The 26,011-nt window shown below is 72.4% G+C and carries 21 protein-coding genes; 16 read left to right on the top strand and 5 right to left on the bottom strand.

Annotated features, from left to right (window positions below; translation table 11 throughout):
* The first annotated feature begins 74 nt into the window (after positions 1-74).
* Complete coding sequence (locus tag ABZV31_RS22760; RefSeq protein ID WP_355896748.1) at positions 75-2,552, top strand: ThuA domain-containing protein; 2,478 nt, start codon at positions 75-77, stop codon at positions 2,550-2,552.
* 53 nt (positions 2,553-2,605) lie between these two features.
* On the top strand, positions 2,606-4,762 hold the full coding sequence (locus tag ABZV31_RS22755) for a family 16 glycoside hydrolase (RefSeq protein WP_355896903.1): 2,157 nt from the start codon (positions 2,606-2,608) through the stop codon (positions 4,760-4,762).
* Positions 4,763-5,044: 282 nt separating this feature from the next.
* Here the strand turns inward: ABZV31_RS22755 and ligD are convergent, their stop codons facing one another.
* On the bottom strand, positions 5,045-6,121 hold the full coding sequence (ligD, locus tag ABZV31_RS22750; RefSeq protein ID WP_355896747.1) for a non-homologous end-joining DNA ligase: 1,077 nt from the start codon (positions 6,119-6,121) through the stop codon (positions 5,045-5,047).
* 74 nt (positions 6,122-6,195) lie between these two features.
* Here ligD and ABZV31_RS22745 point away from each other — a divergent pair, with 74 nt between their 5' ends.
* Positions 6,196-7,266, top strand: coding sequence for an ATP-dependent DNA ligase (locus tag ABZV31_RS22745; protein WP_355896745.1), 1,071 nt, complete (start codon positions 6,196-6,198; stop codon positions 7,264-7,266).
* Between the two features lie 45 nt (positions 7,267-7,311).
* On the opposite strand, the gene ABZV31_RS22740 is transcribed toward ABZV31_RS22745, so the two are convergent.
* Positions 7,312-8,502, bottom strand: coding sequence for a zinc-dependent alcohol dehydrogenase (locus ABZV31_RS22740; RefSeq protein WP_355896742.1), 1,191 nt, complete (start codon positions 8,500-8,502; stop codon positions 7,312-7,314).
* A 175-nt stretch (positions 8,503-8,677) separates the two neighbouring features.
* Between ABZV31_RS22740 and ABZV31_RS22735 the strand changes: the two genes are divergently transcribed.
* Positions 8,678-9,670: a DUF3048 domain-containing protein gene (locus ABZV31_RS22735; RefSeq protein ID WP_355896739.1), complete on the top strand. Its 993-nt coding sequence runs from the start codon at positions 8,678-8,680 to the stop codon at positions 9,668-9,670.
* Here ABZV31_RS22735 and ABZV31_RS22730 read toward each other — a convergent pair whose 3' ends face one another.
* Entirely contained in the window at positions 9,671-10,135 is a 465-nt protein-coding gene (locus ABZV31_RS22730) for a MarR family transcriptional regulator (protein ID WP_355896736.1), read from the bottom strand.
* A 231-nt stretch (positions 10,136-10,366) separates the two neighbouring features.
* Here ABZV31_RS22730 and ABZV31_RS22725 point away from each other — a divergent pair, with 231 nt between their 5' ends.
* Genes ABZV31_RS22725 through pcaD form a run of 7 tightly spaced genes read left to right on the top strand, consistent with a single transcriptional unit; the run spans position 10,367 to position 16,838 of the window.
* The gene (locus ABZV31_RS22725) at positions 10,367-11,122 is read left to right on the top strand and encodes a CoA transferase subunit A (RefSeq protein ID WP_355896733.1); all 756 of its coding nucleotides are present in this window, start codon (positions 10,367-10,369) and stop codon (positions 11,120-11,122) included.
* Positions 11,122-11,769 carry a CoA transferase subunit B gene (locus tag ABZV31_RS22720; RefSeq protein WP_355896730.1) on the top strand — a complete coding sequence of 216 codons (648 nt, stop codon included), beginning with the start codon at positions 11,122-11,124 and terminating at the stop codon, positions 11,767-11,769. Before ABZV31_RS22725 ends, ABZV31_RS22720 begins: the two co-directional genes overlap by 1 nt.
* Positions 11,766-12,968, top strand: coding sequence for a thiolase family protein (locus ABZV31_RS22715; RefSeq protein ID WP_355896727.1), 1,203 nt, complete (start codon positions 11,766-11,768; stop codon positions 12,966-12,968). The genes ABZV31_RS22720 and ABZV31_RS22715 overlap by 4 nt, the downstream gene beginning before the upstream one ends.
* 8 nt (positions 12,969-12,976) lie before the next feature.
* Positions 12,977-13,750: a protocatechuate 3,4-dioxygenase subunit beta gene (gene pcaH, locus ABZV31_RS22710; protein ID WP_355896724.1), complete on the top strand. Its 774-nt coding sequence runs from the start codon at positions 12,977-12,979 to the stop codon at positions 13,748-13,750.
* A 6-nt stretch (positions 13,751-13,756) separates the two neighbouring features.
* Complete coding sequence (gene pcaG / locus ABZV31_RS22705) at positions 13,757-14,362, top strand: protocatechuate 3,4-dioxygenase subunit alpha (protein ID WP_355896723.1); 606 nt, start codon at positions 13,757-13,759, stop codon at positions 14,360-14,362.
* A complete protein-coding gene (pcaB, locus tag ABZV31_RS22700; protein WP_355896720.1) occupies positions 14,359-15,708 on the top strand; it encodes a 3-carboxy-cis,cis-muconate cycloisomerase in 1,350 nt (449 codons plus the stop codon). Before pcaG ends, pcaB begins: the two co-directional genes overlap by 4 nt.
* Complete coding sequence (pcaD, locus tag ABZV31_RS22695) at positions 15,705-16,838, top strand: 3-oxoadipate enol-lactonase (RefSeq protein ID WP_355896717.1); 1,134 nt, start codon at positions 15,705-15,707, stop codon at positions 16,836-16,838. The genes pcaB and pcaD overlap by 4 nt, the downstream gene beginning before the upstream one ends.
* A gap of 36 nt (positions 16,839-16,874) precedes the next feature.
* Here the strand turns inward: pcaD and ABZV31_RS22690 are convergent, their stop codons facing one another.
* Positions 16,875-19,547 (bottom strand): AAA family ATPase, encoded by a 2,673-nt coding sequence (locus ABZV31_RS22690; protein WP_355896715.1) that lies wholly within the window; start codon positions 19,545-19,547, stop codon positions 16,875-16,877.
* 163 nt (positions 19,548-19,710) lie between these two features.
* Here ABZV31_RS22690 and ABZV31_RS22685 point away from each other — a divergent pair, with 163 nt between their 5' ends.
* From ABZV31_RS22685 to ABZV31_RS22675, 3 genes are all read left to right on the top strand, one after another.
* Complete coding sequence (locus ABZV31_RS22685; protein ID WP_355896712.1) at positions 19,711-21,009, top strand: MFS transporter; 1,299 nt, start codon at positions 19,711-19,713, stop codon at positions 21,007-21,009.
* A 3-nt stretch (positions 21,010-21,012) separates the two neighbouring features.
* Positions 21,013-22,167, top strand: coding sequence for an anhydro-N-acetylmuramic acid kinase (locus ABZV31_RS22680; RefSeq protein WP_355896709.1), 1,155 nt, complete (start codon positions 21,013-21,015; stop codon positions 22,165-22,167).
* A 90-nt stretch (positions 22,168-22,257) separates the two neighbouring features.
* Complete coding sequence (locus ABZV31_RS22675; RefSeq protein WP_355896706.1) at positions 22,258-23,283, top strand: DUF2510 domain-containing protein; 1,026 nt, start codon at positions 22,258-22,260, stop codon at positions 23,281-23,283.
* A 147-nt stretch (positions 23,284-23,430) separates the two neighbouring features.
* Here ABZV31_RS22675 and ABZV31_RS22670 read toward each other — a convergent pair whose 3' ends face one another.
* A complete protein-coding gene (locus ABZV31_RS22670) occupies positions 23,431-24,045 on the bottom strand; it encodes a TetR/AcrR family transcriptional regulator C-terminal ligand-binding domain-containing protein (RefSeq protein ID WP_355896703.1) in 615 nt (204 codons plus the stop codon).
* Between the two features lie 202 nt (positions 24,046-24,247).
* Here ABZV31_RS22670 and ABZV31_RS22665 point away from each other — a divergent pair, with 202 nt between their 5' ends.
* Both ABZV31_RS22665 and ABZV31_RS22660 read left to right on the top strand, forming a co-directional pair.
* Complete coding sequence (locus ABZV31_RS22665; protein WP_355896701.1) at positions 24,248-25,045, top strand: phosphatase PAP2 family protein; 798 nt, start codon at positions 24,248-24,250, stop codon at positions 25,043-25,045.
* Entirely contained in the window at positions 25,042-26,004 is a 963-nt protein-coding gene (locus ABZV31_RS22660) for a hypothetical protein (protein WP_355896699.1), read from the top strand. Before ABZV31_RS22665 ends, ABZV31_RS22660 begins: the two co-directional genes overlap by 4 nt.
* The last annotated feature ends 7 nt before the right edge of the window (positions 26,005-26,011 follow it).

Raw genomic sequence — 26,011 nt, 5'->3', positions numbered from 1 at the left:
CTAGCTTCCTTGGCGTTTGCTGTGACCGACGAGGGGTGGGTGACCACATGCGGTCCACACTGCATCAAGGACCCATGCACTTAAGAGCGTTGAGCATGAGAAAACGAGCCTGGGCGGCCACCGTCGCCGTCGGGGTCGTCGCGGCGGGACTGCTCTCGGGCCCCGCCGCGAGCGCGCGCCCAGCTCCGGAACCGTCCCTGACAACGATGTCGATCAAGTCGCCGCCGGGCGGCGCGAACGTAAGGGTGCTGATCTTCTACGGTTCCGCCGCGGCCGGGGACGAGTCGCCGGTGGTGAACGCCGGGATCGAGGCGATCGAGAAGATCGGCCTGTCCGGACCGGCGAAGGAGCGCTTCAAGGTCGAGGCAACCGACGACGCCTCGGTCTTCACCAACGCCACCAAACTGGGCCGCTACAACGCGATCGTGTTCCTGACCGGCGGCGGCGACGTCCTCGGCCCGGAGCAGGAGGCGGGCCTGGAGGCCTACATGGAGGCGGGCGGCGGTTTCGTCGGCATCCATGACGCGGCCCGCGCCGAGCCGTACTCGGACTGGTTCACCGGACTCATCGGCGCCCGACCGGCCAACTCCAGCCCGACGGCCGTACAACGCGCGACCGTCGAGGTCGGCGACCGGCAGCACCCGGCGACCAGAGACCTGCCGCTGCAGTGGAAGCGCCCCGACCAGTGGCCGAACTGGGTGAAGAACCCGTCCGGCGAGGTGCACACCGTGGCGCGGGTGCGGGAGTCGACGTACCAGCCCGGGGCCAGCGCGAACGGCTGGGACCATCCGATCAGCTGGTGCCGCGACTACGACGGCGGCCGCTCCTTCTACACCGGCATGGGCGGCACGGTGTCGTCGTACGACGAGACGGACTTCCGTGCGCACCTGCGCGGCGCCCTGCTGTGGACCACCCGGCTGGTGCAGGCCGACTGCAAGGCCACGATCACCGCCAACTACAAGGCGGAACGTCTCACCCAGCCCAACCAGCCGGGCCAAAACGACCAGATCGGCGAACCGCACGGCCTGGTCACCGCCCCCGACGGCCGCGTCCTCTACATCGGCCGCGGCGGCGCCGACGCCTCCCAGCCCGTCGTCACCGACTGGAACAACCCGGACGTCGGCAAGGGCGTGGGACAGATCCACGTCTACGACCCGAAGACCAAGAAGGTCACGCTCGCGGGCGAGTTGACGGTCTTCGGCAACAAGGGCGGCGGCGACGAGCTCACCAAGGTCGAGGAAGGCCTCCTCGGCATCGAGATCGACCCGCACTTCGAGCAGAACGGCTGGGTGTACCTGCACTACACGCCCCACTCCCAGCTCAACCGCGACACGCAGATGGCCGAGCGGCGCGTCTCCCGCTTCACGCTCGACCTCGCCACGAACAAGCTCGACCTGAGCAGCGAGAAGGTGCTGCTCAAGTGGCCGGTGCAGGTGCACAGCTGCTGCCACGCGGGCGGCGGGATGACCTGGGACTCCAAGGGCAACCTGTACATCGCCACCGGCGACAACAACTCCAGCGGCTTCAGCGGCGGTTACTCGGGCAACAACCCGCAGCCCAACTACAAGGGTGTCTCCTTCGCCGACGCCCGCCGCACCGCCGGCAACACCAACAACCTCAACGGCAAGATCCTGCGCATCCACCCGGAGCCCGACGGGACGTACACGCTCCCCGACGGCAACCTCTTCACCGGCAAGGAGACCGACGAGGGCGGCGGCAAGACGCGCGGCGAGATCTACGTGATGGGGGTCCGCAACCCGGCCCGCATCTTCGTCGACAAGAGGACCGACACCCTGTACGCGGGCTGGGTCGGCCCGGACGCGAGCGAGCCGTCCCCGACCTGGGGGCCGGCCAAGTACGACACCTTCGCCGTGATCACCAAGGCGAGCAACCGGGGCTGGCCGTACTGCATGGGCAACAAGCAGCCCTACCGGGACCGCAACCTGCCGGATCCGTCGAAGCCGCTGGGCTGGTACGACTGCGACCACCCGAAGAACGAGTCCCCGAACAACGACGGTCTGGTCAACCTCCCGCCGGTCACCGGCAACAACATCTGGTACTCGCCGCAGGGCGGGGCACCGGACTATCCGCGCGACGCAAGCGGCGTCCCCTCCTACAAGAAGGAGGAGGCCACCTACCGGCTGCCGTGGCTCAAGGGCGGCGGACAGGCGGCGATGAACGGGCCGGTGTACCGCTACGACGCGTCGAGCACGAGCGACGTCAAGTGGCCCTCGTACTGGGACGGCAAGTGGTTCGTGGGCGACTTCTACGACGCCGACCAGCCGCGCAACGCCGTGCTCATGGACCCCAGGACGCAGGGTGACGGCGGACTTCCGGTGCACTCGGAGTCGCTGAAGAAGATCGTGCCGGTCGGCAACGACGGCATCAAGAACCTCATGGACTGGAAGTTCGGTCCCGACGGGGCGCTGTACGTCCTCGACTACGGCCGCGGTTTCTTCACCTCGGACTCCAAGTCGGCGCTGTGGCGCGTGACCTACACGGGCGGCGGACCCACACCGGCCGCCGACCAGCTGGCGAGGGGGGCACAGTGATACGTCAACTGCGTCAACGAAGAATCTGGACGGCGCTGTTGGCCGCCCTGCTGATGGTGCTGGGGCTGCAGACGACGTCCGCCGCCGGACAGACCGATCCTCCTGCCCGGACGGCCGCCGCGCAGGTGCTCACCTGGACTGCCGGCGACGACATCACCAAGTACGCCTCGGCGCCGACGACGGCCGTGGCAGGTCCGGCGACCATCGTCTTCGAGAACAGCGCGGCGACCGGCAACACCATGGGAATGCCGCACACGCTGACCTTCGAGACGTCCGACCCCGAGTACAACAACGACGTCCAGCTCAACATCCTCGCCAACCCGAACGACGACCAGGGCGGCCGCCACACCGCCGAGGTCACGCTCACCCCGGGCCGCTACTTCTACCACTGCACCATCCCCGGCCACGGTCAGATGCAGGGCGTCCTGGTGGTGACCGAGGGCGGCGGCTCGGACACGACGGCGCCGGAGACGTCGGCAAGCGTGGACGGCACGCGCAACGCGCAGGGCGAGTACGTCGGTTCGGCGAGCGTGACGATCAACGCGAGCGACACCGGAGGGTCCGGAGTCGACCGCATACAGTATTCCGTCGACGCAACGGACACCTGGCTGCCGTACTCCACCCCCGTAGTGATCGACCAGGTCGGCAGCCACGAGGTCCGCTACCGGGCCACCGACAAGGCCGGCAACGTCTCCGCCGAGAAGAGCGTCCAGTTCACCGTCGTCGCGCCGCCGTCGGACGACACGACTCCGCCGGAGACGTCGGCGACGGTCAGCGGTGAACGGAACGCCGACGGCGCATACCTCGACATGGCGACGGTCACCGTCTCCGCCTCGGACACGGGTTCCGGGGTCAACACGATCGAGTACGCGGTCGACTCCGGTGTCTGGCAGCCGTACACGGCCCCGGTGATGGTGCACCAGCTCGGCGCCCACACCGTGCGCTACCGCGCCACGGACAAGGCGGGCAACGTGTCGGCCGAGAAGAGCGTCCAGTTCACCGTCGTCGCGCCGCCCGCGCAGGACACGACGCCGCCGGTGACGGGCGTGACCGTGGACGGCACGCGGAACTCCGACGGCGCCTACGTCGGCAGCGCCAAGGTGACCGTGGGCGCTACCGACGAGGGCGGTTCGGGCGTCGCGGGCATCGAGTACTCGCTCGACGGCGGCCCCTACCTGGCGTACACCGCGCCGGTCGTCGTGGACCGCGTCGGCGCGCACACCGTGGCGTACCGGGCGAGCGACAAGGCGGGCAACACCTCCGAACCGCGGACGGTGAGCTTCACGGTCGTGGCGGGCGGCGGCGTGCCGGCACCCAACTGCCCCGAGTACGACGAACGGTTGACGGTGATCGTCGGCACGGTCGACTCGGGCGTTCCGAACCGGGTCACCGACAACCGGTGCCGGATCAACGAGTTGATCGAGGACGAGAAGGAGTGGACGTCCCAGGCGCTGTTCCTGAAGCACGTGAAGACGGTCCTGGACAGGCTGCTGAAGGAAGGGGTCGTCGACCAGCGGGAGTACAAGGCCATCCAGAAGGCCGCCCGCCAGTCCGGCATCGGCAAGCCCGGCCAGACCGAGGGCTACCGCACGATCCTCGACGGCAGCGGGGCCTCCTTCGCCAAGTGGGAGCAGGTGGGCGGGGGTTCGTTCGCGCTGAACCCCGATGGTTCGATCACCAGCGGCACCACGAAGGCGGGCCTGGGCATGCTCTGGTTCCCGCAGCGCAAGTACGGCGACTTCTCGCTGAAGCTCCAGTGGCGTGACGACGCTCCGGGCACCGGCAACGCCAACTCAGGCGTGTTCGTGCGGTTCCCGTGGGTCCACGACCACCCCGAGGAGTCGCGGCCGGAGTGGGTCGCCATCAAGTACGGGCACGAGGTGCAGGTGCTCGACCGGCCCGACGGCGACATGTACAAGACGGGTTCGATCTACGGCTTCGACCGGGTGGGGCTCGCCGGGGCCGGCGTCACCCAGAAGGGCACGTGGAACGACTACGAGATCCGCGTGGTCGGCCAGCACTACTCGGTCTACCGCAACGGCGTGCTGATCAACGAGTTCGACAACATCGGCGGCCAGGACTTCTCTCCGCCCCGCTCGGACGACCCGGGCACGGACGGGCGGCGGTTCGCCTCCGGGTACATCGGGCTGCAGGTGCACAGCACGACGGACGTGATCTCCTACCGGGACATCCGGATCAAGGAGCTGTGACGGCTCCGTCTCCGGTGTCCGGTGTCCGGATGATCCGTTGTCAGTGGCGTGCGGCATGCTGTGACCAGTGGCGGTCGCACGCCACCGGGCAACGGGGAGGGCAAGGTGTTCAGGGGGATCGACGACGTCGACCGGGCGTCGCTGGGACATACGCGCGGAAGTGGCCTCGCCCCGCCGCCACCAACGACAACTCCCCAGGGAACATGCGCTACGACGTCGCCTCCGACGTGGATCTGCTGAGGGAGTTCCGTCGCATCCTGGGCAGGTTCGAGACCGGGAGTCCTAGGACGCCTCCGGCTCGGGCGGAGGTGTCGTCGCAGGCGCGGTCGGAGGCGGAGGCTGCGGCGCCCGCCCCTGCCTCGCCCTGCTCGGCTGCACCCGCTTCGGCTCCCCCGGCATCTTCGGGTACTCGGGCGGGTAGGGCAGGTCGCCGAGGCCGTGGTCGCGCTCGTCCTTCGCGGCCAGCTCCAGCAGCGCCCCGAGCGAGAAGGCGTGGTCGTCCATGTCGGCGTGGACGTCGCCGAGTTCGGCGAAGCGGGCCGGCATGGTGGCGATGTCGAAGTCACGGGGGTGCGCGACACCCACCTCCTCCCAGCGCAGCGGCGCCGAGACCGGGGCGTGCGGGTGGGGGCGTACGGAGTAGGCGGAGGCGATGGTGCGGTCCCGGGCGGTCTGGTTGTAGTCGAGGAAGATGCGGCGGCCGCGTTCCTCCTTCCACCACTTGATCGTCACCTGATCGGGCATCCGGCGCTCCATCTCCCGCCCCACCGCGATGGCGGCGCGCCGCACCTGGGTGAAGGTCCAGCGGGGTTCGATCGGCATGAAGACGTGGAGTCCGCGGCCGCCGGAGGTCTTGGGCCAGCCGCGCAGACCGCCGAACTCCTCCAGGACGGCGCGCAGTTCGTGGGCGGCGCGGACGGCGTCCTCGTAGTCGGTGCCGGGCTGCGGGTCGAGGTCGATGCGCAGTTCGTCGGGGTGGTCCACGTCGTCGCGGCGCACCGGCCAGGGGTGGAAGGTGAGCGTGCCGTACTGGGCGGCCCACACCACGGCGGCCTCCTCGGTGGGGCACATCTCGTCGGCACTGCGGCCGCTGGGGAAGGTGATGTGGGCGGTCGGGATCCAGTCGGGCATGCCCTTGGGCGCCCGCTTCTGGTAGAACCACTCGCCCGTGACGCCGTCCGGATGGCGCTCCAGGGTGGTGGGGCGGTTGCGCAGGGCGCGCAGGATGCCGGGGGCGACCGCCTGGTAGTACCGGGCGACGTCCAACTTGGTGAAGCCCCGCTCCGGGAAGAAGACCTTGTCCGGGCTGGACAGCCGCACGCTCCGGCCGCCCACCTCCAGCTCCACCGCATCACCCATGCGAGCCACGGTAGGCGTGCCACACATACCTCGCACACCGGGCGAACCATGACGTGTGCGAGCAGAATCGGAGCATGGATCTGCCGGTGATGCCACCCGTGAAGCCGATGCTCGCCAAGTCGGTGGCGAGGATCCCGCCGAACATGCAGTACGAGGCGAAGTGGGACGGGTTCCGCGCGATCGTGTTCCGCGACGGGGACGAGGTCGAGCTCGGCAGCCGTACGGGAAAGCCACTGACCAGGTACTTTCCGGAACTGGTGACGGCGCTGAAGGAACGGGTGCCGGAGCGCTGTGTGCTGGACGGGGAGATCGTGATCGCCCGGGAGGGGCGGCTGGACTTCGACGCGCTGACCGAGCGCATCCACCCGGCGGACTCCCGGGTGCGGATGCTGGCCGAGAGGACCCCGTCCGCCTTCGTGGCGTTCGACCTGCTCGCGCTGGACGGCGAGTCACTGCTGGACGTGCCCCTGTCCGACCGGCGCGCGCTGCTGGTCGGGGCGCTGGACGGGGTCACGGCTCCCGTCCACGTGACCCCGGCGACGACCGACATCGACGTGGCCCGGCAGTGGTTCGAGCAGTACGAGGGGGCGGGACTCGACGGTGTCGTCGCCAAGCCGCTCGGCCTGCGCTACCTCCAGGACGAGCGCGCCATGTTCAAGGTCAAGCACGAGCGCACGGCGGACGTGGTCGTCGCCGGCTACCGCTACCACAAGAGCGGTCCCGTCGTCGGCTCGCTGCTGCTCGGCCTGTACGACGAGGGGGGCAGCCTCCAGCACGTGGGCGTGTCGGCCGCGTTCCCGATGAAGCGGCGCGCCGAGCTGGTCGAGGAGTTGGAGCCGCTGCGCATGGACGACGTCGCCGGGCACCCGTGGGCGGCCTGGTCGGACGAGGCCGCCCACGAGTCGGCCCGGCTGCCCGGCGCGCCCAGCCGCTGGTCGGGAAAGAAGGACCTGTCCTGGGTGCCGCTACGGCCGGAGCGGGTGGCCGAGGTGGCGTACGACCACATGGAGAACGGGGTGCGCTTCCGGCACACGGCCCGTTTCCGCCGCTGGCGCCCGGACCGCACCCCGGACAGCTGCACGTATGCCCAGCTGGAGGAGCCCGTCCGCTACGACCTCGCGGAGATCTTCGGCTCCGAGGTCTGACCCACTCGCCTCGACCGGGTCGGCTCAGGACGTCACCGGGTCGGCTCAGGGCGTCATCAGCACCTTGACCGCGCCGTCCTGCTTGCGCTGGAACATCTCGTACGCGTGCGGCGCGTCCGACAGCGGCACCCGGTGGGTGGCGAAGTCGTCGACGCCGAGCGGATCCTCGTCCCTCAGGTACGGCAGGATGTCGTCGCTCCAGCGGCGCACGTTGGCCTGGCCCATCCGCATCTGGATCTGCTTGTCGAAGAGGGTGAGCATCGGCACCGGGTCGGCCGTGCCGCCGTACACGCCGGCCAGGGAGAGGGTGCCGCCGCGGCGCACCAGTTCGATGGCGGTGTGGAGGGCGGCGAGCCGGTCGACGCTGAAGCGCTGGGCGAGCGGTCCGCCGAGGGCGCGCGGCAGCAGCGTGGAGGCCTGCTGGGCGAGGCGGGCGGCCACGCTGCCGTGCGCCTCGGTGCCGACCGCGTCGATCACGGCGTCGGGGCCGCGCCCCTCCGTCTCGTCGCGGATCGCGGCGATCAGTTCCTTCTCGTTGTCGAAGTCCCGCAGGTCGTACGTCTGCACGCCCCGCCGGCGCGCCCGGGTCAGCCGCTCCGGGACCAGGTCCACGCCGAACACCCGCCCGGCGCCGCGTGCCTGGGCGATCCGGCAGGCCATGTCCCCGATGGGTCCGAGGCCGAGCACGGCCACGGTGCCGCCGCGCGGCACGTCGGCGTAGGCGACGGCCTGCCAGGCGGTGGGCAGCACGTCCGAGAGGTAGACGAAGCGGTCGTCGGGCGGGCCCTCGGGGACCTTGATCGGGCCGTAGTGCGCCTGGGGGACGCGCAGGTACTCGGCCTGGGCGCCCGGCACCGCGCCGTACAGGCGGGTGTAGCCGAACAGGGCGGCGCCCATGCCCTCGCTGGTGACCTGGGTGGTCTCGCACTGCGTCTGCAGTCCGGCCGAGCACATGAAGCAGTGGCCGCAGGAGATCTGGAACGGCACCACCACTCGGTCGCCCGGCCGCAGGTTCGGCACCTCCGGGCCCACCTCCTCGACGATGCCCATCGGCTCGTGGCCGAGGATGTCGCCCGGCGTCATGAACGGGGTGAGCACCTCGTACAGGTGCAGATCGGACCCGCACAGGCCGGTGGAGGTGATCCGGATGACGGCGTCCGTCGGCTCCTGGATCTTCGGATCGGGTACATCCTCCACCCGCACGTCGCGCTTGCCCTGCCACGTCACTGCCTTCATCGCGTCGCGCTCCCTCCGTCGCGCTGCGTCGCATCTGTCGGCGCCCGGGTACCCGGGCCTCCTTCGCCGAACCGCCGCGCGGGCCGATCGGCGCAGCGGGACGCGCCCGTTCAGAACCGAGCGGGGATGGCCAGCGATGAACACACAGGGACGGGAATGGGCGGGAACGGTGGGCATGGGACGAAGAGCGCGCGTGCGGCGCGCCGTGACGACCGCGGCGCTGCTGGCTGCCGCGGTGATGGGCTCCCTGGCGACGGGCTGCACGGCGCGGCACGACCAGGCCGAGGATGGGCGGGGCGGACAGGGGCAGACGCAGGAGCAGCCACCGACGCCGGCGCAGAGCCCACGGCGCGCCGGTCCCGTGCTGGCCGTAAAGATCGACAACGTGGCGCCGGCCCGGCCCCAGACGGGTCTGAACGCCGCGGACGTCGTGTACGCGGAGCAGGTGGAGGGCGGGCTGAGCCGGCTGATGGCCGTGTACGCCACGACGCTGCCCTCGGTCGTCGGGCCGGTGCGCAGTGCGCGCGAGTCCGATCTGGAGCTGCTGCGCCAGTTCGACCGGCCGACGCTCGCCTTCTCCGGGGCGCAGCACAAACTACTGCCGCTCATCGACGCGGCGCCCCTGACGGCGGAGCCGCCCGACAAGAAGTCCGCCGCCTACTTCCGGGGCAGCGACAGGACCGCCCCGCACAACCTCTACCTGCACCCACGCCGGCTCCTTGCCTCCGCACCGGGAGCCGACGCGCTGACGACCGGCTTCCGCTTCGGCCCGGCCCCCGCGGGCGGGCGGACCGAGACGTCGCGCACCGTGCACTACCCGGCGGCCCGGTTCACCTTCACCTGGTCCGCGCGGCGGCACGGCTGGCAGGTGGCGATGGACGGCACGCCCACCGTCACGACCGACGGGAAGCAGCTCACGCCCCCGACGGTCGTCGTGCAGCACGTGACGGTGCGCACGTCCCGGCTCCACGACGTGCTCGGCAATGACACGCCGTACACCGAGACCGTGGGGTCCGGGAAGGCGGAGGTGCTGCGCGACGGACGGGTCTACGACGTCACCTGGAAGCGCCCGCGGGCGGCGGCCGGCACGCAGTTCACGACCGCCGACGGCACGCCGGTGGGCTTCGCGCGGGGCCAGGTCTGGGTGGTCTTCACGTCGGAGCGGTGATCAGGGCTGCGCGACGAGGGGTTCCGCCGGGTTGCGAAGCCCCTCGGCCGCGTCCGCGACACGCCGGATGAGGTCGAAGAAGAGGGTCTGCTCCTCGGCGCTGAGCGGCGCCAGGAAGACCTGGTTCATCCGGGCCGTGCGCACGGTGAGCTTGCGGTGGGTCCGCTCCCCCTCCTCGGTCAGCCGCAGCAGGAAGCGGCGGCCGTCCTGCGGGTCGCGCACCTTGTCGAGCAGGCCGCGGCGGCTGAGCCGGCTGATGACCTCGGCGATGGTGGAGCGGTCGAGGCCCACCCGCTCCCCCACCGTGCGCTGGTCCAGCCCGGGCTCGGCGACGAGCGCGTTCAGGACCGCGAACTGCGGCGAGGTGATCTCCTCGGAGACCATCGTGTTCCACAGCAGGTAGTGCGCCTGCTGGAGCCGCCGGGCCAGGTGCCCGGGGTGGGTCGAGAGGTCCACCGCGCCCATGTGCGCTCCTCGCGTGAGTCCGTCGTATCGTCCGTGACATTTCGTAGGTGCACTGAACGATACCGCCTTCAATCGCCCCTCGCCCGACCCGACATCGAGGTCTGATCACCGTATTTGCTGGGGTCTTGACTGCCTGCGCCTCGGATGGCAGCGTGAGGGAAACCTCGCAGAAATACTCAGTGCCCTGACTAATTGGGGTGCTGGAGGCTCGGAAGAGATGGGGCTTCTCCGATGGACAAGGTGGTCGCCACGGCCGTGGAGGCGGTGGCCGACGTGCCGGACGGCGCGTCGCTGGCGGTGGGCGGTTTCGGGCTGAGCGGTGTGCCGAACGTGCTGATCCAGGCGCTGTACGAGCGCGGGGTCGGCTCCCTGAGCGTGGTGTCGAACAACTGCGGGGCGATGGAGTCCGGCCTGGCCGTGCTGCTATCGGCCGGACGAATCGCCCGGGTGACCGGCTCCTACATCGGCGCGAACAAGGAGTTCGCCCGCCAGTACCTGGCCGGGGAGCTGGAAGTGGAGATGATCCCGCAGGGCACGCTGGCCGAGCGGCTGCGCGCCGGCGGCGCCGGCATCCCCGCCTTCTACACCCCCGCGGGGGTGGGCACGCAGGTCGCCGAGGGCGGGCTGCCGTGGCGCTACGACGGGCAGGGGGGCATCGCGCTGGCCTCGCCGCCGAAGGAGGTGCGGGAGTTCGACGGAGTGGAGTACGTGCTGGAGCGCGGCATCCGCACCGACTTCGCTCTGGTGCGGGCGGCGAAGGGCGACCGGCACGGGAACCTGGTCTTCACCAAGTCCTCCCGCAATTTCAACCCGCTGGCCGCGATGGCGGGGCGGATCACGGTCGCCGAGGTGGAGGAACTGGTCGAGCCCGGCGAGATCGACCCGGACGCAGTGCATCTGCCGGGGATCTTCGTGCAGCGGGTGGTGGCGCTCACCCCGGAGCAGGCCGCCGACAAGCAGATCGAGAAGCGAACGGTGAGCAACTGATGGCCTGGACCCGCGAACAGATGGCCGCCCGCGCCGCGCGTGAGCTGAAGGACGGCCAGTACGTCAATCTCGGCATCGGCCTGCCCACGCTGATCCCCAACTACCTCCCCGAGGGGGTGGAGGTGGTGCTGGAGAGCGAGAACGGCATCCTCGGCACCGGCCCGTACCCGACGGAGGACCAGGTCGACCCCGATCTGATCAACGCCGGCAAGGAGACCGTGACGGTCCTGCCCGGCGCCTCCTTCTTCGACTCGGCGCTGTCCTTCGCCATGATCCGCGGCGGGCACATCGACGTCGCCGTGCTGGGCGCCATGCAGGTGTCGCAGACCGGCGACCTGGCCAACTGGGCCATCCCGGGCAAGCTCGTCACCGGGATCGGCGGGGCGATGGACCTGGTGCACGGCGCGCGCACTGTCATCGTCGTGATGACCCACACCGCCAAGGACGGCTCGCCGAAGATCCTGACCGAGTGCACGCTGCCGCTGACCGGCAAGGGGTGCGTGCACCGGATCATCACCGACCTGGGCGTGCTGGACGTCACCGCCGACGGCCTGGTGCTGGTGGAGACGGCGCCCGGGGTGACGGCCGCCGAGATCGTGGCGAAGACCGCCGCCGACGTGCGCGTTCCGCAGGAGGCCGCGTCATGAGGGACGTCTACATCGTCGACGCCGTACGCACCCCCATCGGCCGCTACAACGGCGGCCTGGCACCGGTGCGCCCGGACGACCTGGCCGCCCACGCGATCCGCGAACTCCTCGGCCGCGCGCCCGGACTGGACCCGGCCCGGATCGATGACGTCTACTTCGGCAACGCCAACGGCGCCGGTGAGGAGAACCGCAACGTCGGCCGCATGGCCGCCCTGCTGGCCGGCCTGCCGACCTGCGTGCCGGGCGTGACCGTCAACCGGCTGTGCGCGTCCGGCCTCGAGGCCGTCGTCCAGGCCGCCCGCGCCATCGCCGTGGGCGATGCCTCCATCGCCGTGGCGGGCGGGGTGGAGTCCATGACCCGCGCCCCCTATGTGCTGCCCAAGAGCGACAAGCCCTTCCCGGCCGGCCACACCGAGCTGTACTCGACCACCCTGGGCTGGCGCATGGTCAACCCGAGGATGGCGCCGCAGTGGACCGTCCCCCTGGGCGAGTCCGCCGAACTCATCGCCGACAAGCACAGGATCACCCGCGAGCAGCAGGACGAGTTCGCCCTGCACAGCCACCGGAAGGCGGCCAAGGCCCGGTCGGAGGGCCTGTTCGACGCCGAACTCGTCCCTGTGAACATTCCGCAGCGCAAGGGCGACCCCGTCGTCCTCGCCGCCGACGAATGCGTACGGCCGGACGCGTCCCTTCAGGCGATGGCCCGGCTCAAGCCGTCCTTCCGCAAGGAGAACGGCACCGTCACCGCGGGCAATGCCTCCCCGCTCAACGACGGCGCCGCCGCCCTGCTCCTGACCGACGAGGAGGGGCTGAAGGCCACCGGCCGGGAACCGCTCGCCCGCGTCCGCGCCACCGGCGTCTCCGCGACCGACCCCCACTACTTCGGGCTCGCCCCCGTCGAAGCCGTGGGCCGCGCCCTCGCCAAAGCCGGCAAGACCTTCGACGACCTGGACGTCCTCGAACTCAACGAGGCCTTCGCCGCCCAGGTCCTCGGCTGCCTCGCCGAATGGCCCGAGTTCGACCCCGCGATCCTCAACCCGCAGGGCGGCGCCATCGCTCTCGGCCACCCGCTCGGCGCCTCCGGAGCCCGTCTCGCGGGCACGGTCGCCCACCAGCTCGCCCGCAAGGGCGGCGGAATTGGCGTCGCCACGCTCTGCATCGGCGTGGGCCAGGGCCTCGCCCTCGTCCTCGAACGCTAGGAAACCCCATGGCTCTCACTCAGCACGACATCGACCAGGAGATCGCGGCCGAACACGCCGCTTACGACAAACGGGTCGCCGACGGCGCCCCCGTCGAGCACCACCCGCGCCGCGACTACGCCCCCTACCGCTCCTCCGTACTGCGCCACCCCAAGCAGCCGCTGGTCCCCATCGACGTCACCAAGGACCCGGAGCTGGTGGAGCTGTCCTCCCCCGCCTTCGGCGAGCGGGACATCACCGAGATCGACAACGACCTCACCCGGCAGCACACCGGGGAGCCGATCGGCGAGCGCATCACCGTCTCCGGCCGGCTGCTGGACCGCGACGGGCGCCCGGTGCGCGGCCAGCTCATCGAGATCTGGCAGGCCAACTCCGCCGGGCGCTACGCGCACCAGCGGGAGCAGCACGACGCCCCGCTGGACCCGAACTTCACCGGTGTCGGGCGCACCCTGACGGACGCCGACGGCTTCTACCGCTTCACCACCATCCAGCCGGGCCCGTACCCGTGGCGCAACCACGTCAACGCCTGGCGTCCGGCGCACATCCACTTCTCGGTCTTCGGCACGGCGTTCACACAGCGGCTCGTGACGCAGATGTACTTTCCGAACGACCCGCTCTTCCCGTACGACCCGATCCTTCAGTCCGTGACGGACGACGCCGCCCGGCAGCGCCTGGTCGCCACCTACGACCACAGCCTGTCCGTGCCGGAGTTCTCGCTCGGCTACCACTGGGACATCGTGCTGGACGGCCCGCACGCCACCTGGCTCGAGGAAGGACGCTGACCTGCCATGACGAAGATCGACACGAGCAGGCCGGAGAACGTGCTGCCCACCCCGTCGCACACGGTCGGCCCCTTCTACGGATACGCGCTCCCCTTCCGCGGCGGCGAGGAGATCGCGCCGCTCGGCCACCCGGACACGATCACCGTGCACGGGTACGTGTACGACGGCGAGGGCCGTCCCCTGCCCGACGCCCTGCTGGAGCTGTGGGGGCCGGACCCGGACGGCAACCTGCCGACGGCCGACGGCTCGATGCGGCGCGACCCGGCCTCCGGCGGGTTCCTCGGCCGCAACGGCGTGGAGTTCACCGGTTTCGGCCGCATCCAGACCGACGCCGACGGCCACTGGTACGCGCGGACGCTGCGGCCCGGCGCGCGCGGGCGGAGCGCCCCCTACATCAGCGTGTGCGTGTTCGCGCGCGGGCTGCTCGTGCACCTGTTCACCCGGATCTACCTGCCGGGCGACGAGGCGGCGCTCGCCGCGGACCCGCTGCTGGCGCGGCTGGACGCAGAGCGACGCGGCACGCTGATCGCCGCGGAGGAGTCAGGCGGCGCATACCGTTTCGACATCCGCCTCCAGGGCGAAGGCGAGACGGTCTTTCTGGAGTTCCGGTGACACCACCTGACGGCCCCGCACCCGCCGGCCTCGACGCCGGTCTGCTCGCCCCCGGCTGGGCGGGCTCCCCCGCCGCGTCCGCGACGAGCGACACCGCATATCTGCGGGCGCTGCTCGACGCGGAGGCCGCCCTCACCCGCGCGCAGGCCTCGCTGGGGCTCGCCCCGGCCGAGGCGGCGACGGCGGTGACCGAGGCGGCCGACGCCGACCGCTTCGATGTGCGCTCCCTCGCCGAGCGCGCCCGCGGCGGCGGCAACCCCGTCATCCCCCTGGTCGCGGACCTGACCAAGGCGGTCGGCGAGGAGTACGGCCCCTACGTCCACCGGGGCGCGACCAGCCAGGACATCATGGACACCGCGACGATGCTGGTCGCCGTGCGCACCCTGGACCTGGTCCTCGCCGACCTGGCCCGCACCGAGCGGGCGCTGGCCCGGCTGGCGGCCGAGCACCGCGACACCGTGATGCCGGGGCGGACGCTCACCCAACACGCCGTACCGACGACGTTCGGCCTGAAGGCGGTCGGCTGGCGGTCACTGGTGCTGGACGCGCGGGACCGCATCACGCACGTACGGGACACGCTGCCCGCGCAACTCGGGGGCGCGTCAGGGACCTTGGCGGCCTTCTCCGCGTACGGCGCCGAGGACGCGACGGCGCTCCCGGCGGCGTACGCCCGTGAACTCGGCCTGCAAGCGCCGCCGCTGCCCTGGCACACGCTCCGTACCCCGGTCGCCGATCTCGCCGGATGCCTCGCCTTCACGGCCGGAGCACTGGGCAAGATCGCCGCGGACGTGCTCACCCTCGCCCGCACGGAGATCGCCGAACTCGCGGAGGGCAGCGGGGGCGGTTCGTCGGCCATGCCGCACAAGGCGAACCCCGTACGGTCCACCCTGATCGCGGCCACGGCCCGGCGCGCTCCGCAGCTCGCGGCCACGCTGTACGGGGCCGTGGCGGCCGAGGACGAGCGGCCGGCCGGTGCCTGGCACGCCGAGTGGGAGCCGCTGCGCGAGCTGCTCCGGCTGGTCGGCGGCGCGGCCCGCGATGCGGCGGAGCTGGCCGAAGGCCTGCAAGTCGACGCGGATGCGATGCGGGACCACCTCGACCTGACCCACGGGTTGATCGTCTCCGAGCGGCTGTCCGCCGAGCTCACCCCCGTGCTCGGCCGCGCCCGCGCCAAGGAACTGCTCACGAAGCTCGCCCGGCGCAGCTACGCCGAACGGCGCAGCCTCGGCGAACTCCTCGCCGAGGAGCCCGCGTTGAAGGACGTCGACCTCGGCGAGCTCACCGACCCCGCCCACTACACCGGCTCCGCCGGAGCCCTCATTGACCGTGCTCTGGAGCGACGTTGACCGAGAAACTCCTCAACCACCGCCTCGAAGGGCCCGCTTCCGCTCCCCCGCTGCTGCTCGGGCCGTCGCTCGGCACGTCGTACGCCCTGTGGGACAAGGTGGCACCCGAGCTGTCGATCACCCACCGGGTGGTCCGCTGGGACCTGCCCGGGCACGGCGGCTCGGCGGCGGACCTCATCGGTCCCGGCGCGAGAGTCGGCGACCTCGCCGGGCTGGTGCTCGCGCTCGCCGACTCGCTCGGCATCGAGCGGTTCGCGTATGCGGGGGTGTCGCTGGGCGGTGCGGTGGGTCTGCATCTCGCCGTGCACCACCCGCAGCGCGTCGCGTCCCTGGCGGTGATCTGCTCGTCGGCCCACTTCAACGGCCCGGGGCCGTGGCAGGAGCGGGCCGAGCGGGTCCGGCGGGAAGGGCTGGAGTGGCTCGTCGAAAGCGCCAATGCGCGGTGGTTCGCCGGCGATTTCACCGTGCCGAAGCTGATCCGGGACCACCGGGAGGCCGACCCGGGGGCGTACGCCGCCTGCTGTGATGCGCTGGCCGCCTTCGACCTGCGCGACCGGCTGCCCGAGATCGGTGTGCCCACGCTCCTGGTCGCGGGCCGCGAGGATCCGGCCACCCCGCCCGCGCATCTCCGTCAGATCGCGGACGCGGTGCCGGGCGCCGCTCTGGTCGAGATTCCCGGCGCCTCGCACCTGGCGCCCGCGCAGTGCCCCGAGGCCGTCCTCACCGCGCTGCGGGCGCACTTCGGCACAGCGGCCGGAGGCGCCAGGCGGGGCATGGAGGTGCGGCGCGCGGTGCTCGGCGACGCGCACGTCGACCGTGCGCAGGCCCGGCAGACCCCCTTCACCGCCCGTTTCCAGGACTTCATCTCCCGCTACGCCTGGGGCGAGATCTGGACCGATCCCACCCTCAGCCGCCGCGAGCGCAGCATGATCACCCTGACGGCGCTGGTCGCGCACGGGCACCTCGACGAACTGGCCATGCACGTGCGGGCGGCGCGCCGCAACGGGCTGACCCCCGAGGAGATCGGCGCGGTGCTGCTGCAGACCGCCGTGTACTGCGGGGTTCCGGCGGCGAACTCGGCGTTCGCGGTGGCCCAGCGGGTCCTGGCCGAGGAGTCCGACGGAGGGTGACCCTGCTGGTCGTGGCGTCAGGTCCGCTCCGGGCACCTACCGCAGCCCACGCCCCGTCTCCAGCACCTCCTGCGCCTGCGTCACCAGCTCGTCCGCGCCGCAGGAACGCGCCAGCGCCAGACCCCGGTTGAGTTCGGCGACCGAGCGGGCGGCGATGCCGTACTCGACGCGGGCGGCCGCGTGTTCGTACTGGCAGGGTGAGGCCTCGAGGTAGGCGACGGCCCGGGCGGCCAGGCGGACCGCACGCTGACCGGTCTCCAGGACGGCGGCGCAACGCAGGGCCTCGCCTATGGCGGTGTCCGTGCCGAAGCGCTCGGCCTGACGGCGGACGTCGGTGGCGAGCCGGCCGGCGCGGGCCGGGTCCTCGGTGGCGAGTGCCCGGGCGAGGTCGACCGCCCAGGGCACCATCACCGGGTTGTGGTGGCCGCGGGCGGCCGCCGCCTTCTCCGCGGCCTCGAGTTCGTTGATGCCCTCCTTGGTGCGGCCGACGGCGAGCAGCAGCCTGCCGCGCACGGAGCGCGGGTCGGGGATCACGATGGTGGACGGGTAGGGCGGCGCGAACCCGTACTGCTCGGCGACCGCCCAGGCATCCTCGACGTGGCCCCGGGCGAGCAGCGTGTCGACGAGGTTGCAGGTCGCTGTCCAGTACAGGGGCAGGCCGCGGCCGACGCGCTCGGCGATCCGCAGCGACTCGCGCAGGGCCGTCTCCGCCTCCCTCAGCCGGCCGCGCCTGCGGTGCCCGAGCCCGACGTAGGCGTGGGCCAGGGCGAGGTGGCCGCCGCTCCAGCCGGCGGACTCGTAGGCGCGCAGGGCTTCGGTGTAGAGGGCCTCGGCCCGGTCGAGGCGGTCGCTGTAGGCGTAGGCGCCGGCCAGCATCAGCAGCAGTTCGATGCCCCACTCGGTGTCGGTCCAGCCGAGTCCGGGTGCGAGGCGGCCGTTGACGAGGGCGCGGTCGCACAGGTGGACGACCTCCTCGGCGTTCTCGCCGCGGGCCATGGCGTCGAAGCCGCGCAGGATCAGCAGGGCGCGCTCGGAGTTGTCGCGTCCGGTGCAGCCGGCGGCGAGTTCGGCGAGCCGCTCGGAGCGGTCCGGCGAGCCGGCCTCGCCGGCGTGGAGGCCCTCCCACATGTACTGCACGGCCTTCAGCCGCAGCCGGGTGGGTCCGGCGTGTCGGGCGGCCTCCGCCTCGACCGTGCGGACGGCCTCCTCCAGTTGGTCGTTGTGGAGCAGGGCCTGGGACAGGCGGCAGACGGCGTCCACGCGCGTGTCGCTGTCGAGGCCGGGCATGCTCAGCGCGGTCCGGAGGTGCTCGATGGTGGTCGCGGGCGCGGTCAGGAGCGTGGCGCAGCCCAGTTCGTAGAGCACGCGCGCGTGGACCTCGGGGATCGGCGGCTCCAGCAGGGCCCGCTCCAGGCAGCGGCGGGCCGCGTCCGGGGCGCCGACGGCGAGGTGCTCGCGGGCGGCCTGGCGCAGCTGCTCGACGAGTTCCTCGTCGTCGTCCGGGTGCACCTGGAGCAGGTGCCGGGAGGCTGCGGCGGCGCCGAGACCGGAGTCGGTGACCAGCCGGGCGGCGATGCCGTGCATGGCGGTGCGCAGGGCGTCCGGGATGGAGTTGTAGACGGCGGTGGCGATCAGCGGGTGCACGAACTCCAGGTCGCCGCCGGCCGGGGCGTTCGACGGGTCGGGCTCGGTGAGAATGCGGGTGCTGCGCAGGAGTTCGGCGCAACGCAGCGCGTCGTCGCGGCCCATGGTGGCCAGGCGGGCGACCAGGTCCACGGAGATGCCGGTTCCCAGGATGGCGGCGGCCCAGGCGAACCGGGTGGCGTCGATGCCGAGGCCCTCGAGGCGGGCGACGAGACCGCCGCCACGGGCCGACCGGTTCAGGGCGCGCAGTTCGCCGGCCTGGGCCTCGACCGGTTCGAGCTCGCTGTCCTGCACCTTGGCGAGCAGTTCGACGGTCTCGTAGGGGTTGCCGCCGGTGACCGCCCACACCTCGCGGCAGAACGGGTCGTCCGCGTGGGGGCCGACGGTGGCGCGGGTGAGTCCCGCGGTCGCGTCCGGGGTCAGGGCGCTCAGGGTGCTCACGCCCGCGGCGGCGGCGACCTCCTCGAGGTGGCGGGCGCTGACGCCGCCGGCCTCGCCGGGCCGGCGGGCCACCACGACCAGCACGGACAGGTCGTCGAGGCGCTCGGCGAACGCGGCGAGCCAGCGCAGCGTCTCCTGATCGGCCCAGTGGGCGTCGTCGATCAGCAGCACCAGCGGCCACTCGCGCCCCGCCAGCCGGCACACCGCGGCGACCAGTCCGTCGCACACGCCCTGCGGGTCCGCCTGGCGGTCGCCCGGTTCCGCGATGCCGAGGGCGGGGCCGGCGATGTCGTACCAGTCGCCGAGGTACTCGCGGGCCTCCTCGGGCATCAGCGAGATGAGCGCGGGCTGCAGCAACTGCCGTACGACGTTGAAGGGGACGGACCTGAGGGTCTCGCCGCCGCGCGCCCGCCACACCGTGCAGCCGCGGCGTTCGGCGATGCGGCGCGTCTCGGCCAGGAGGGCGGTCTTGCCCAGTCCCGCCTCGCCCTGGAAGACCAGCAGGCTTCCCGAGGAAGAGCGGTCGGCGCACAGGGTGTCGACCGCGCGCAGGACGGCGCCGACTTCCTCGTCGCGTTCCCACAGGGAAGCCGAGGCGGCCGCACCCGGCCGTGCCTCCGTCATCCCGCTACCTCCCCAAAGTCGCCCGAACGACGTACAGACCTTGAGCCTAGTCGTCGGGCTGCCGAAGTGGAGGCCGGTCCGGGTACCTGTTGCCATGACGGGTGACGGGGGTACGGGCGGGCGACGCGGCGGGTCCGCGACCTGCGTGGGTGAAAGGTGTGAGATGTCAACAGGCGTTGAAAAAGAGCCGACTTCGCCCCGGCGGCGGACCGTCTCGACGACGTCGTCGGTGCGGGCCCTGGTCGCGGGCTCCGTGGGCAACTTCGTCGAGTGGTACGAGTTCGGGGTCTACGGATTCCTCTCCACCGTCATCGCGGCGCGGTTCTTCACCCCGGAGGGCGGCAACGCGGCCGAGGCCCTGGTGCGCACGTACGCGGCCTTCGCGCTGGCGTTCTTCTTCCGGCCGGTCGGTGCCGCGCTGTTCGGCCGGCTCGGCGACCGGATCGGACGGCGGCCGGTGCTGATCCTGGTCATCGCGCTGATGACGGGCGCGACGACGCTGATCGGCGCACTGCCGACGTACGACACGGTGGGCGCGGCGGCCCCGTGGCTGCTCACACTGCTGCGCGCCGTCCAAGGTCTGTCGGCAGGCGGGGAGTTCGGCGGAGCGGTGTCGGTGATGACGGAGTTCGCACCGCCGGGCCGGCGCGGGCTGTACGGGTCGTGGCAGTCGTTCACGGTGGCGCTGGGGCTGCTGGGCGGCGCGGGCGTGGCGGCGCTGCTCGGCACGCTGCTGACGGAGGATCAACTGAATGGCTGGGGCTGGCGGCTGCCGTTCCTGCTGACGCTGCCGCTGGGGCTCGTGGCGCTGTGGCTGAGGCTGCGGCTGGACGAGACGCCGCCCTTCTGCCGGGAGCGGGAGCTGCCGAGCCCGCCTCCGTCGCAGGTCGTGCGGGCCGTCGCCCTCGGCGCGGGCCGCGTCATGGGCTGGGCGGCGGCCGGCTACACCTTCCTGGTCGTGCTGCCGTCGTATCTGCAGAGCACGCTGCACGCGGGCTTCCGCCAGGCGCTGACGGCCACGGTGCTCGCCAACCTGGGGTTCGCGGTCACCATCGTCCCGGCCGGAGCGCTCAGCGACCGCGTCGGGCGGCGGCCGGTGATGCTGACGGGGGCCGTGCTGGCGGTGGTGCTGGCGGTGCCCCTGCTCAACCTTCTTCAGGCCCCGGGCGTTTCCCCCACCGTGAAGGGGATCGCGGTGGGTACCGCCGGCGCCGTCGTGGGGCTGATGGCGGGGCCCGGCCCGGCGATGCTGTCGGAGATGTTCCCGACGGGCGTGCGCCACACGGGCCTGGGACTTGCCTACGCCCTGTCCAATGCGGTGTTCTCGGGCTGCGCCGGGATCGTCGTCACGGAGGCGGTCGAGCGGACCGGAAACGTCGACGTCCCCGCGTACTACGCGGCGGCCACGTGCGCGGTGAGCGTGCTCGCGCTCGCCGGCGGCCCCGTGGGAAAGGAGCGTTGACCGGTGCGGGTGATCGGCCTGATGTCCGGGACGTCGTACGACGCCGTCGACGCGGCGGCGGCCGACCTGAGCCTCGTCGGCGACAGCCTGGTGCTCAGGCCGCTCGGGATGATCAGCGAGCGGTACGACGAGGAGCTGCGGGAGGCGCTGGCAGCTGCGCTGCCCCCGGCGGCGACCTCGCTGGCCCAGGTGTGCCGGCTCGACACCCGCATCGGGCAGGCCTTCGCGGCGGCCGCCGCGCGCGCCAACCGTGAACTGTGCGACGAGCGGGCCGAGTTGGTCGCCTCGCACGGGCAGACCGTCTTCCACTGGGTGGACGGCGGCCGGGCGCACGGCACGCTCCAGCTGGGGCAGCCCGCCTGGATCGCCGAGGCGACCGGGCTGCCCGTCGTCGCCGACTTCCGCCCGCGGGACATCGCCGCCGGCGGCCAGGGCGCGCCACTGGTCAGCCTCGTCGACCTGCTGTGGCTGCGCGGCCGGCCGGGCACCCCGGTCGCGCTCAACCTCGGCGGCATCGCCAACCTCACCGCGCCCGACGGCACCGCCTTCGACACCGGGCCGGCCTGCGCCCTGGTCGACGCGGCGGCCCGGGGATTCAGCGGCGGGCGCCTGGCCTACGACGTCGACGGCGCCCTGGCCGCCGCGGGCACCGTCCACGAACCGTTGCTGCGGCGGCTGCTCGACGAGCCGTACTACGCGCTGCCCGCGCCCAAGACCACCGGCAAGGAGCTGTTCCACCTCGGGTATCTGCAGGACGCGCTGGCCGGGTTCGGATGGCTCACCGCCGAGGACGTCGTCGCCACCCTCACCCGCCTCACGGCCCGGACGGTGGCCGACGCCGTGCGGTCGGTGGGCGCGACGGAGGTGATCGCCTCGGGGGGCGGGACCCGCAACCCGACGCTGATGGGGATGCTCGCCGCCGAACTGCCGGGCGTGCCTCTGCGCACCTCGGACGAACTGGGACTGCCCTCCCAGGCCAAGGAGGCCTACGCGTTCGCGGTCCTCGGCTTCCTGACGGCGCACGGCCTGCCGGCCACCGAACCGACGAGCACCGGCGCCCGCCGTCCCAGCGTGCTCGGTTCGCTCACTCCGGGCCGGGGCGGCCTGCGGCTGCCCCCGCCCGCCGCGCGCCGACCGGTGCGGCTGGTGCTGGAGTGATGTGCCGCCCCAGTCCGTGCCGGCCCAGTCCGTGCCGGCAGGGCCGGGCCCTCTCATCCCGCTTTCACCGAGGCCCCATACGGTGGGGGCATGACGCAGGTGACTCCTCCCGGGTGGTACCCCGACCCCGGCCAGACAAGTGACGGCCCCGCCACCGAGCGCTGGTGGGACGGTAAGGCATGGACGGACCAGACCCGCCCCGCCGGGTCGGCCGCCGTATGGGGTCCCCCGGCGCAGCCGCCGGCCGCCGGTCCGTATCCGGCCCATCCGGCCTATCCGGCCCATCCGGCCCATCCGGCCCATCCGGCGTATGCCGCCCAGCCGTCGGCCGCCCCGCGCCGCGGTCTACGCACCGGCATCGCCGTCGCCGTGGCCGCCGCGGTGCTGGCGAGCATCGGTGTCGGCGTGTACGCGCTGACCAAGGACAACGGCGCCAGCGGCAACCGCGCCGGTTCCCAGCAGGGCCCGGGCGGACAGGAGAAGCCCGGCGGACAGGGCGGCCCCTTCGGCGGCCCCGGGGGTTCCGGCGGTTCCGGCGGCTCCAGCGGTCAGTCGCCCTCGCCGGGCCAGTCCGAGGCGCCGAAGATCAGGAGCGGCGCGGTGACCGACCCGGTCAGCGGCATCAGCCTGCCCATCCCCGACGGCTGGTACGGCCGGCAACTGACCGTGGGCGCCCAGGTCACGTCGGACGACTCCTACAAGTGCCCCGGCGACACCTCGCAGACCTGCACGAAGGGCGGAGCGTACTCGGCACCCGCACTGGCGCTGGGCACCGAGGGCAGCACGGCCGAGGAGGTCGCGAAGGCGGACATCTCGGCGAACGCCCAGGAGTCCTACGGCGGCAAGACCTACGGCGGGATCAGCTCGCACCAGGTGCTGGCCTCCAGGGCGGTGACCGTGGCCGGCCAGAAGGGCTACCTGGTCCGCTGGAAGGCGGTCACCAGCAAGGGCGCCGACGGCTATGTGGAGTCGCTGGCCTTCCCCTCGCCCGCGGACTCCAAGCAGCTGGTCGTCGTCCGCTTCGGCGTGGACGTCGGGCAGAAGCTGTCCGTGATCGACGAGATCACCAAGGGCATCACGGTGTCCTCGGGCGGCGGCAGCGGCCAGAACGTGTGATCCGCCCCGCACACGAGTCGGCCGGGTGGGGCGCCTCTCCGCTCCAGAGGAACCCCACCCGGCCGGGGGGTGCGCGCCGCCCCCGTCCCCACGGTGCGGCGCGGACAGGTGACCGTCCAGTCATCCCGTGGACGGCGCACCTGAGTCTCAGGTGAGGCCGAGCGCCGGCAGCACAGCGGCCTCCACGAACCGGACCAGGTAGTCCGGGTCGGCGTACTCCCCCTCCAGGACGGGCCGTACGCGCAGGACGCCGAGCATCTGCGCCGGCACGTACTCCAGCGCCGGATGGTCGGCTCGGACCTCCCCGCGCTCGACCCCGCGCCGCAGGATCTCCTTCAGCGCGGCGATCTCCGGCTCCACGAGCGTCTCGCGCAGCGCCCGCTGCAACTCCTTGTCCCGCATGATCGCGTGCCCGAGCGCCTGGAGGAGCTTGGTGTCCTTGCCCGACCACTCGCCCGCGGCCCGCGCCGCCTGGCGCAGGTCCTCGGCGAGCGAACCGGTGTCGATGCCGGCGAAGCGCGACCGGCGGTTGGACCGCAGCGCGGCTGCCACGAACTGCGGCTTGGTCTTCCACTGCCGGTAGAGCGTGGACTTGCTGCACCGCGTGCTGGCGGCGATGCCCTCCATGGTGACGGAGTCGTAGCCGCACTCGCGGATCCGGTCGAGCACTGCGTCGAAGAACTCCTGCTCGCGCTCGGGCGTGATCTTGGAGCGGCGCGAGGCGACAACCGTCTCCGGTCCGTCCGCGGCCTGCGACGTCATCGCGCTTCTCCTCGCTCGTGTCCGAGGGCCCCGAGGGCCCGCTCTCCAGTGTGGCGCACATCCATCGATACGTCAGTGTACCGGTACGCAACCGTATCGGTACACTGACGTATCGGTACGGTACCGTATCGATCCTGTCCGCATGAGCCCCAGGCTCGGCCAGGTACCAGCACACGCATCACCGTCAGCGAGGGGACCGGGGATGAATGCCCGAACCGAGGCCGCCGAAGCGGAGCCCGACGCGATAGCGCGGCCCCCACTCATCCACGAACTCCTGCTCGTCGCGGGACTCTTCCTCGTCTGCAAGTCCGGCCGGCAGCTGGCGACGGGCCACACCGGCGAGGCCTTCCGCAACGCGCACCGCGTGTGGGACCTGGAGCGAGCGGTCCGTCTGCCCGGCGAGGGTGCGGTGCAGTCCCTGCTGCTGCACGGCGACACCCTGGCGCACGTCGCGAACACCTACTACGCGACCGTCCACTTCCCGGCCACCGCCGCCTTCCTGGTCTGGCTGTACCTGCGGCGCCCGGCGCACTACGTGTGGGCCCGCCGGGCCCTCGCCGCGGTCACGGCCGCGGCCCTGGTGCTGCACCTGACGTTCCCGCTCGCCCCGCCGCGCATGCTCGCCGCGGCGCACCTGGTGGACACCGCCCGCGTGTACGGCCCTTCGGTGTACGGGCCGCCGCGCAGCGACCACCTGTCGAACCAGTTCGCGGCGATGCCGTCCCTGCACTTCGGCTGGGCGCTGATGGTGGCGATCGGCCTGATCGTCGCCACCAGGTCACGGTGGCGTTGGCTGTGGCTGCTGCATCCGCTGCTGACGCTGGCGGTGATCGTGGGCACGGCGAACCAGTACTGGCTCGACGCGATCGTGGCGACGGCACTGCTCGGCCACGCCCTCGCGGTGGTCCCTTTGCCGCACCGCACGGCGACCACCGCCGGGCGCGGCCGGAACAGGCTCGTACCGGCCGAGGAGAACGTCCTCGTGGGGGTCGGCCGATGAGCGCCGCCCTCCTCGCCGTGGTCCTGTCGCTGGTCTCGGCCGTCGCTTACGCGGCCGCGGCCGTCGCCCAGGAGCGGCTCGCCTCCCGCGACGCCGGGACGGGAATCCTGCGGCTGCTGCGCTCCGGCGCCTGGTGGGGGGCCGTGGCACTGAACGGGTCGGCGGCGCTGCTGCACGTCGTGGCCCTCAAGTACGGTCCGCTCACCGTGGTGCAGCCGCTCGGCGCGCTCACGCTGGTGGCCGCCGTACCGATGGGGGCACGGATGGCCGGGCGGCGGGTGACCGGGGTCGAGTGGCGGGGTACCGCGTTCACGCTCCTCGGGCTGGGCGCGCTCCTCGTCGCGGCGTCCGGGCCCGCGCCCGAGCAGGTGCTCAGCCCGGCCGAGGCGCTGGCCGTCGCGGGTACCACCGCCGTGCTCATCGGCGCGCTGTCCCGGCCGGGAGCACGGCCGGGCCTCAGGCACGCGACCGCGTCCGGCGTCGCCTCCGGGGTCGCCTCGGCGCTCACCCAGACCGTCACCGTGGCCGCGACAAACCACTCGGGGCCGCTGCTCAGTGCGCGGGTGATCATGGTGGCGCTGCTCGTGGCGGCCTTCGCCACGGGCGGGCTGCTGCTGTCGCAGACCGCCTACCGGGGCGGCCTGGGCGCCCCGCTCGCGGTGGTGACGCTGGCGAACCCGGTGGCCGCCGCGGTGATCGGGCTGACGCTGCTCGGCCAGGGACTGCAGGGCGGCGCGGCGGGCGTCCTGCTCGCACTGGCCGCAGCGGGCCTCGCGGCCTGGGGCGTGGTGCTGCTGTCCCGGGCCATGCCTCAGCCGGCGCCTGCGGAGCCCGCACAGCACGACGGCCACGAGGCGCACCCCGTGGCCGCTGTCCTGGCCCTGGAGCCGGAATCGACGTCGCAGGAACCGGCGTTGCTGCCCCGGCAGCCCGGGCCGGGGCATCTCACCGCGCTGTGACCGTCCC

Source organism: Streptomyces sp. NPDC005202 (genome assembly GCF_040608235.1).
Taxonomy (GTDB): Bacteria; Actinomycetota; Actinomycetes; order Streptomycetales; family Streptomycetaceae; genus Streptomyces.
Note: the sequence above shows the minus strand (reverse complement) of the source record. Positions and strands in the feature narration are given on the sequence as shown.

Bases quoted from the DNA above. Each gene is read 5' to 3' on its own strand.
- ABZV31_RS22760 (WP_355896748.1), top strand. From the start codon at position 75: ATGCACTTAAGAGCGTTGAGCATGAGAAAACGAGCCTGGGCGGCCACC.
- ABZV31_RS22755 (WP_355896903.1), top strand. From the start codon at position 2,606: ATGGTGCTGGGGCTGCAGACGACGTCCGCCGCCGGACAGACCGATCCT.
- ligD (WP_355896747.1), bottom strand. From the start codon at position 6,121: ATGGGTGATGCGGTGGAGCTGGAGGTGGGCGGCCGGAGCGTGCGGCTG.
- ABZV31_RS22745 (WP_355896745.1), top strand. From the start codon at position 6,196: ATGGATCTGCCGGTGATGCCACCCGTGAAGCCGATGCTCGCCAAGTCG.
- ABZV31_RS22740 (WP_355896742.1), bottom strand. From the start codon at position 8,502: ATGAAGGCAGTGACGTGGCAGGGCAAGCGCGACGTGCGGGTGGAGGAT.
- ABZV31_RS22735 (WP_355896739.1), top strand. From the start codon at position 8,678: ATGGGACGAAGAGCGCGCGTGCGGCGCGCCGTGACGACCGCGGCGCTG.
- ABZV31_RS22730 (WP_355896736.1), bottom strand. From the start codon at position 10,135: ATGGGCGCGGTGGACCTCTCGACCCACCCCGGGCACCTGGCCCGGCGG.
- ABZV31_RS22725 (WP_355896733.1), top strand. From the start codon at position 10,367: ATGGACAAGGTGGTCGCCACGGCCGTGGAGGCGGTGGCCGACGTGCCG.
- ABZV31_RS22720 (WP_355896730.1), top strand. From the start codon at position 11,122: ATGGCCTGGACCCGCGAACAGATGGCCGCCCGCGCCGCGCGTGAGCTG.
- ABZV31_RS22715 (WP_355896727.1), top strand. From the start codon at position 11,766: ATGAGGGACGTCTACATCGTCGACGCCGTACGCACCCCCATCGGCCGC.
- pcaH (WP_355896724.1), top strand. From the start codon at position 12,977: ATGGCTCTCACTCAGCACGACATCGACCAGGAGATCGCGGCCGAACAC.
- pcaG (WP_355896723.1), top strand. From the start codon at position 13,757: ATGACGAAGATCGACACGAGCAGGCCGGAGAACGTGCTGCCCACCCCG.
- ABZV31_RS22690 (WP_355896715.1), bottom strand. From the start codon at position 19,547: ATGACGGAGGCACGGCCGGGTGCGGCCGCCTCGGCTTCCCTGTGGGAA.
- ABZV31_RS22685 (WP_355896712.1), top strand. From the start codon at position 19,711: ATGTCAACAGGCGTTGAAAAAGAGCCGACTTCGCCCCGGCGGCGGACC.
- ABZV31_RS22675 (WP_355896706.1), top strand. From the start codon at position 22,258: ATGACGCAGGTGACTCCTCCCGGGTGGTACCCCGACCCCGGCCAGACA.
- ABZV31_RS22670 (WP_355896703.1), bottom strand. From the start codon at position 24,045: ATGACGTCGCAGGCCGCGGACGGACCGGAGACGGTTGTCGCCTCGCGC.
- ABZV31_RS22665 (WP_355896701.1), top strand. From the start codon at position 24,248: ATGAATGCCCGAACCGAGGCCGCCGAAGCGGAGCCCGACGCGATAGCG.
- ABZV31_RS22660 (WP_355896699.1), top strand. From the start codon at position 25,042: ATGAGCGCCGCCCTCCTCGCCGTGGTCCTGTCGCTGGTCTCGGCCGTC.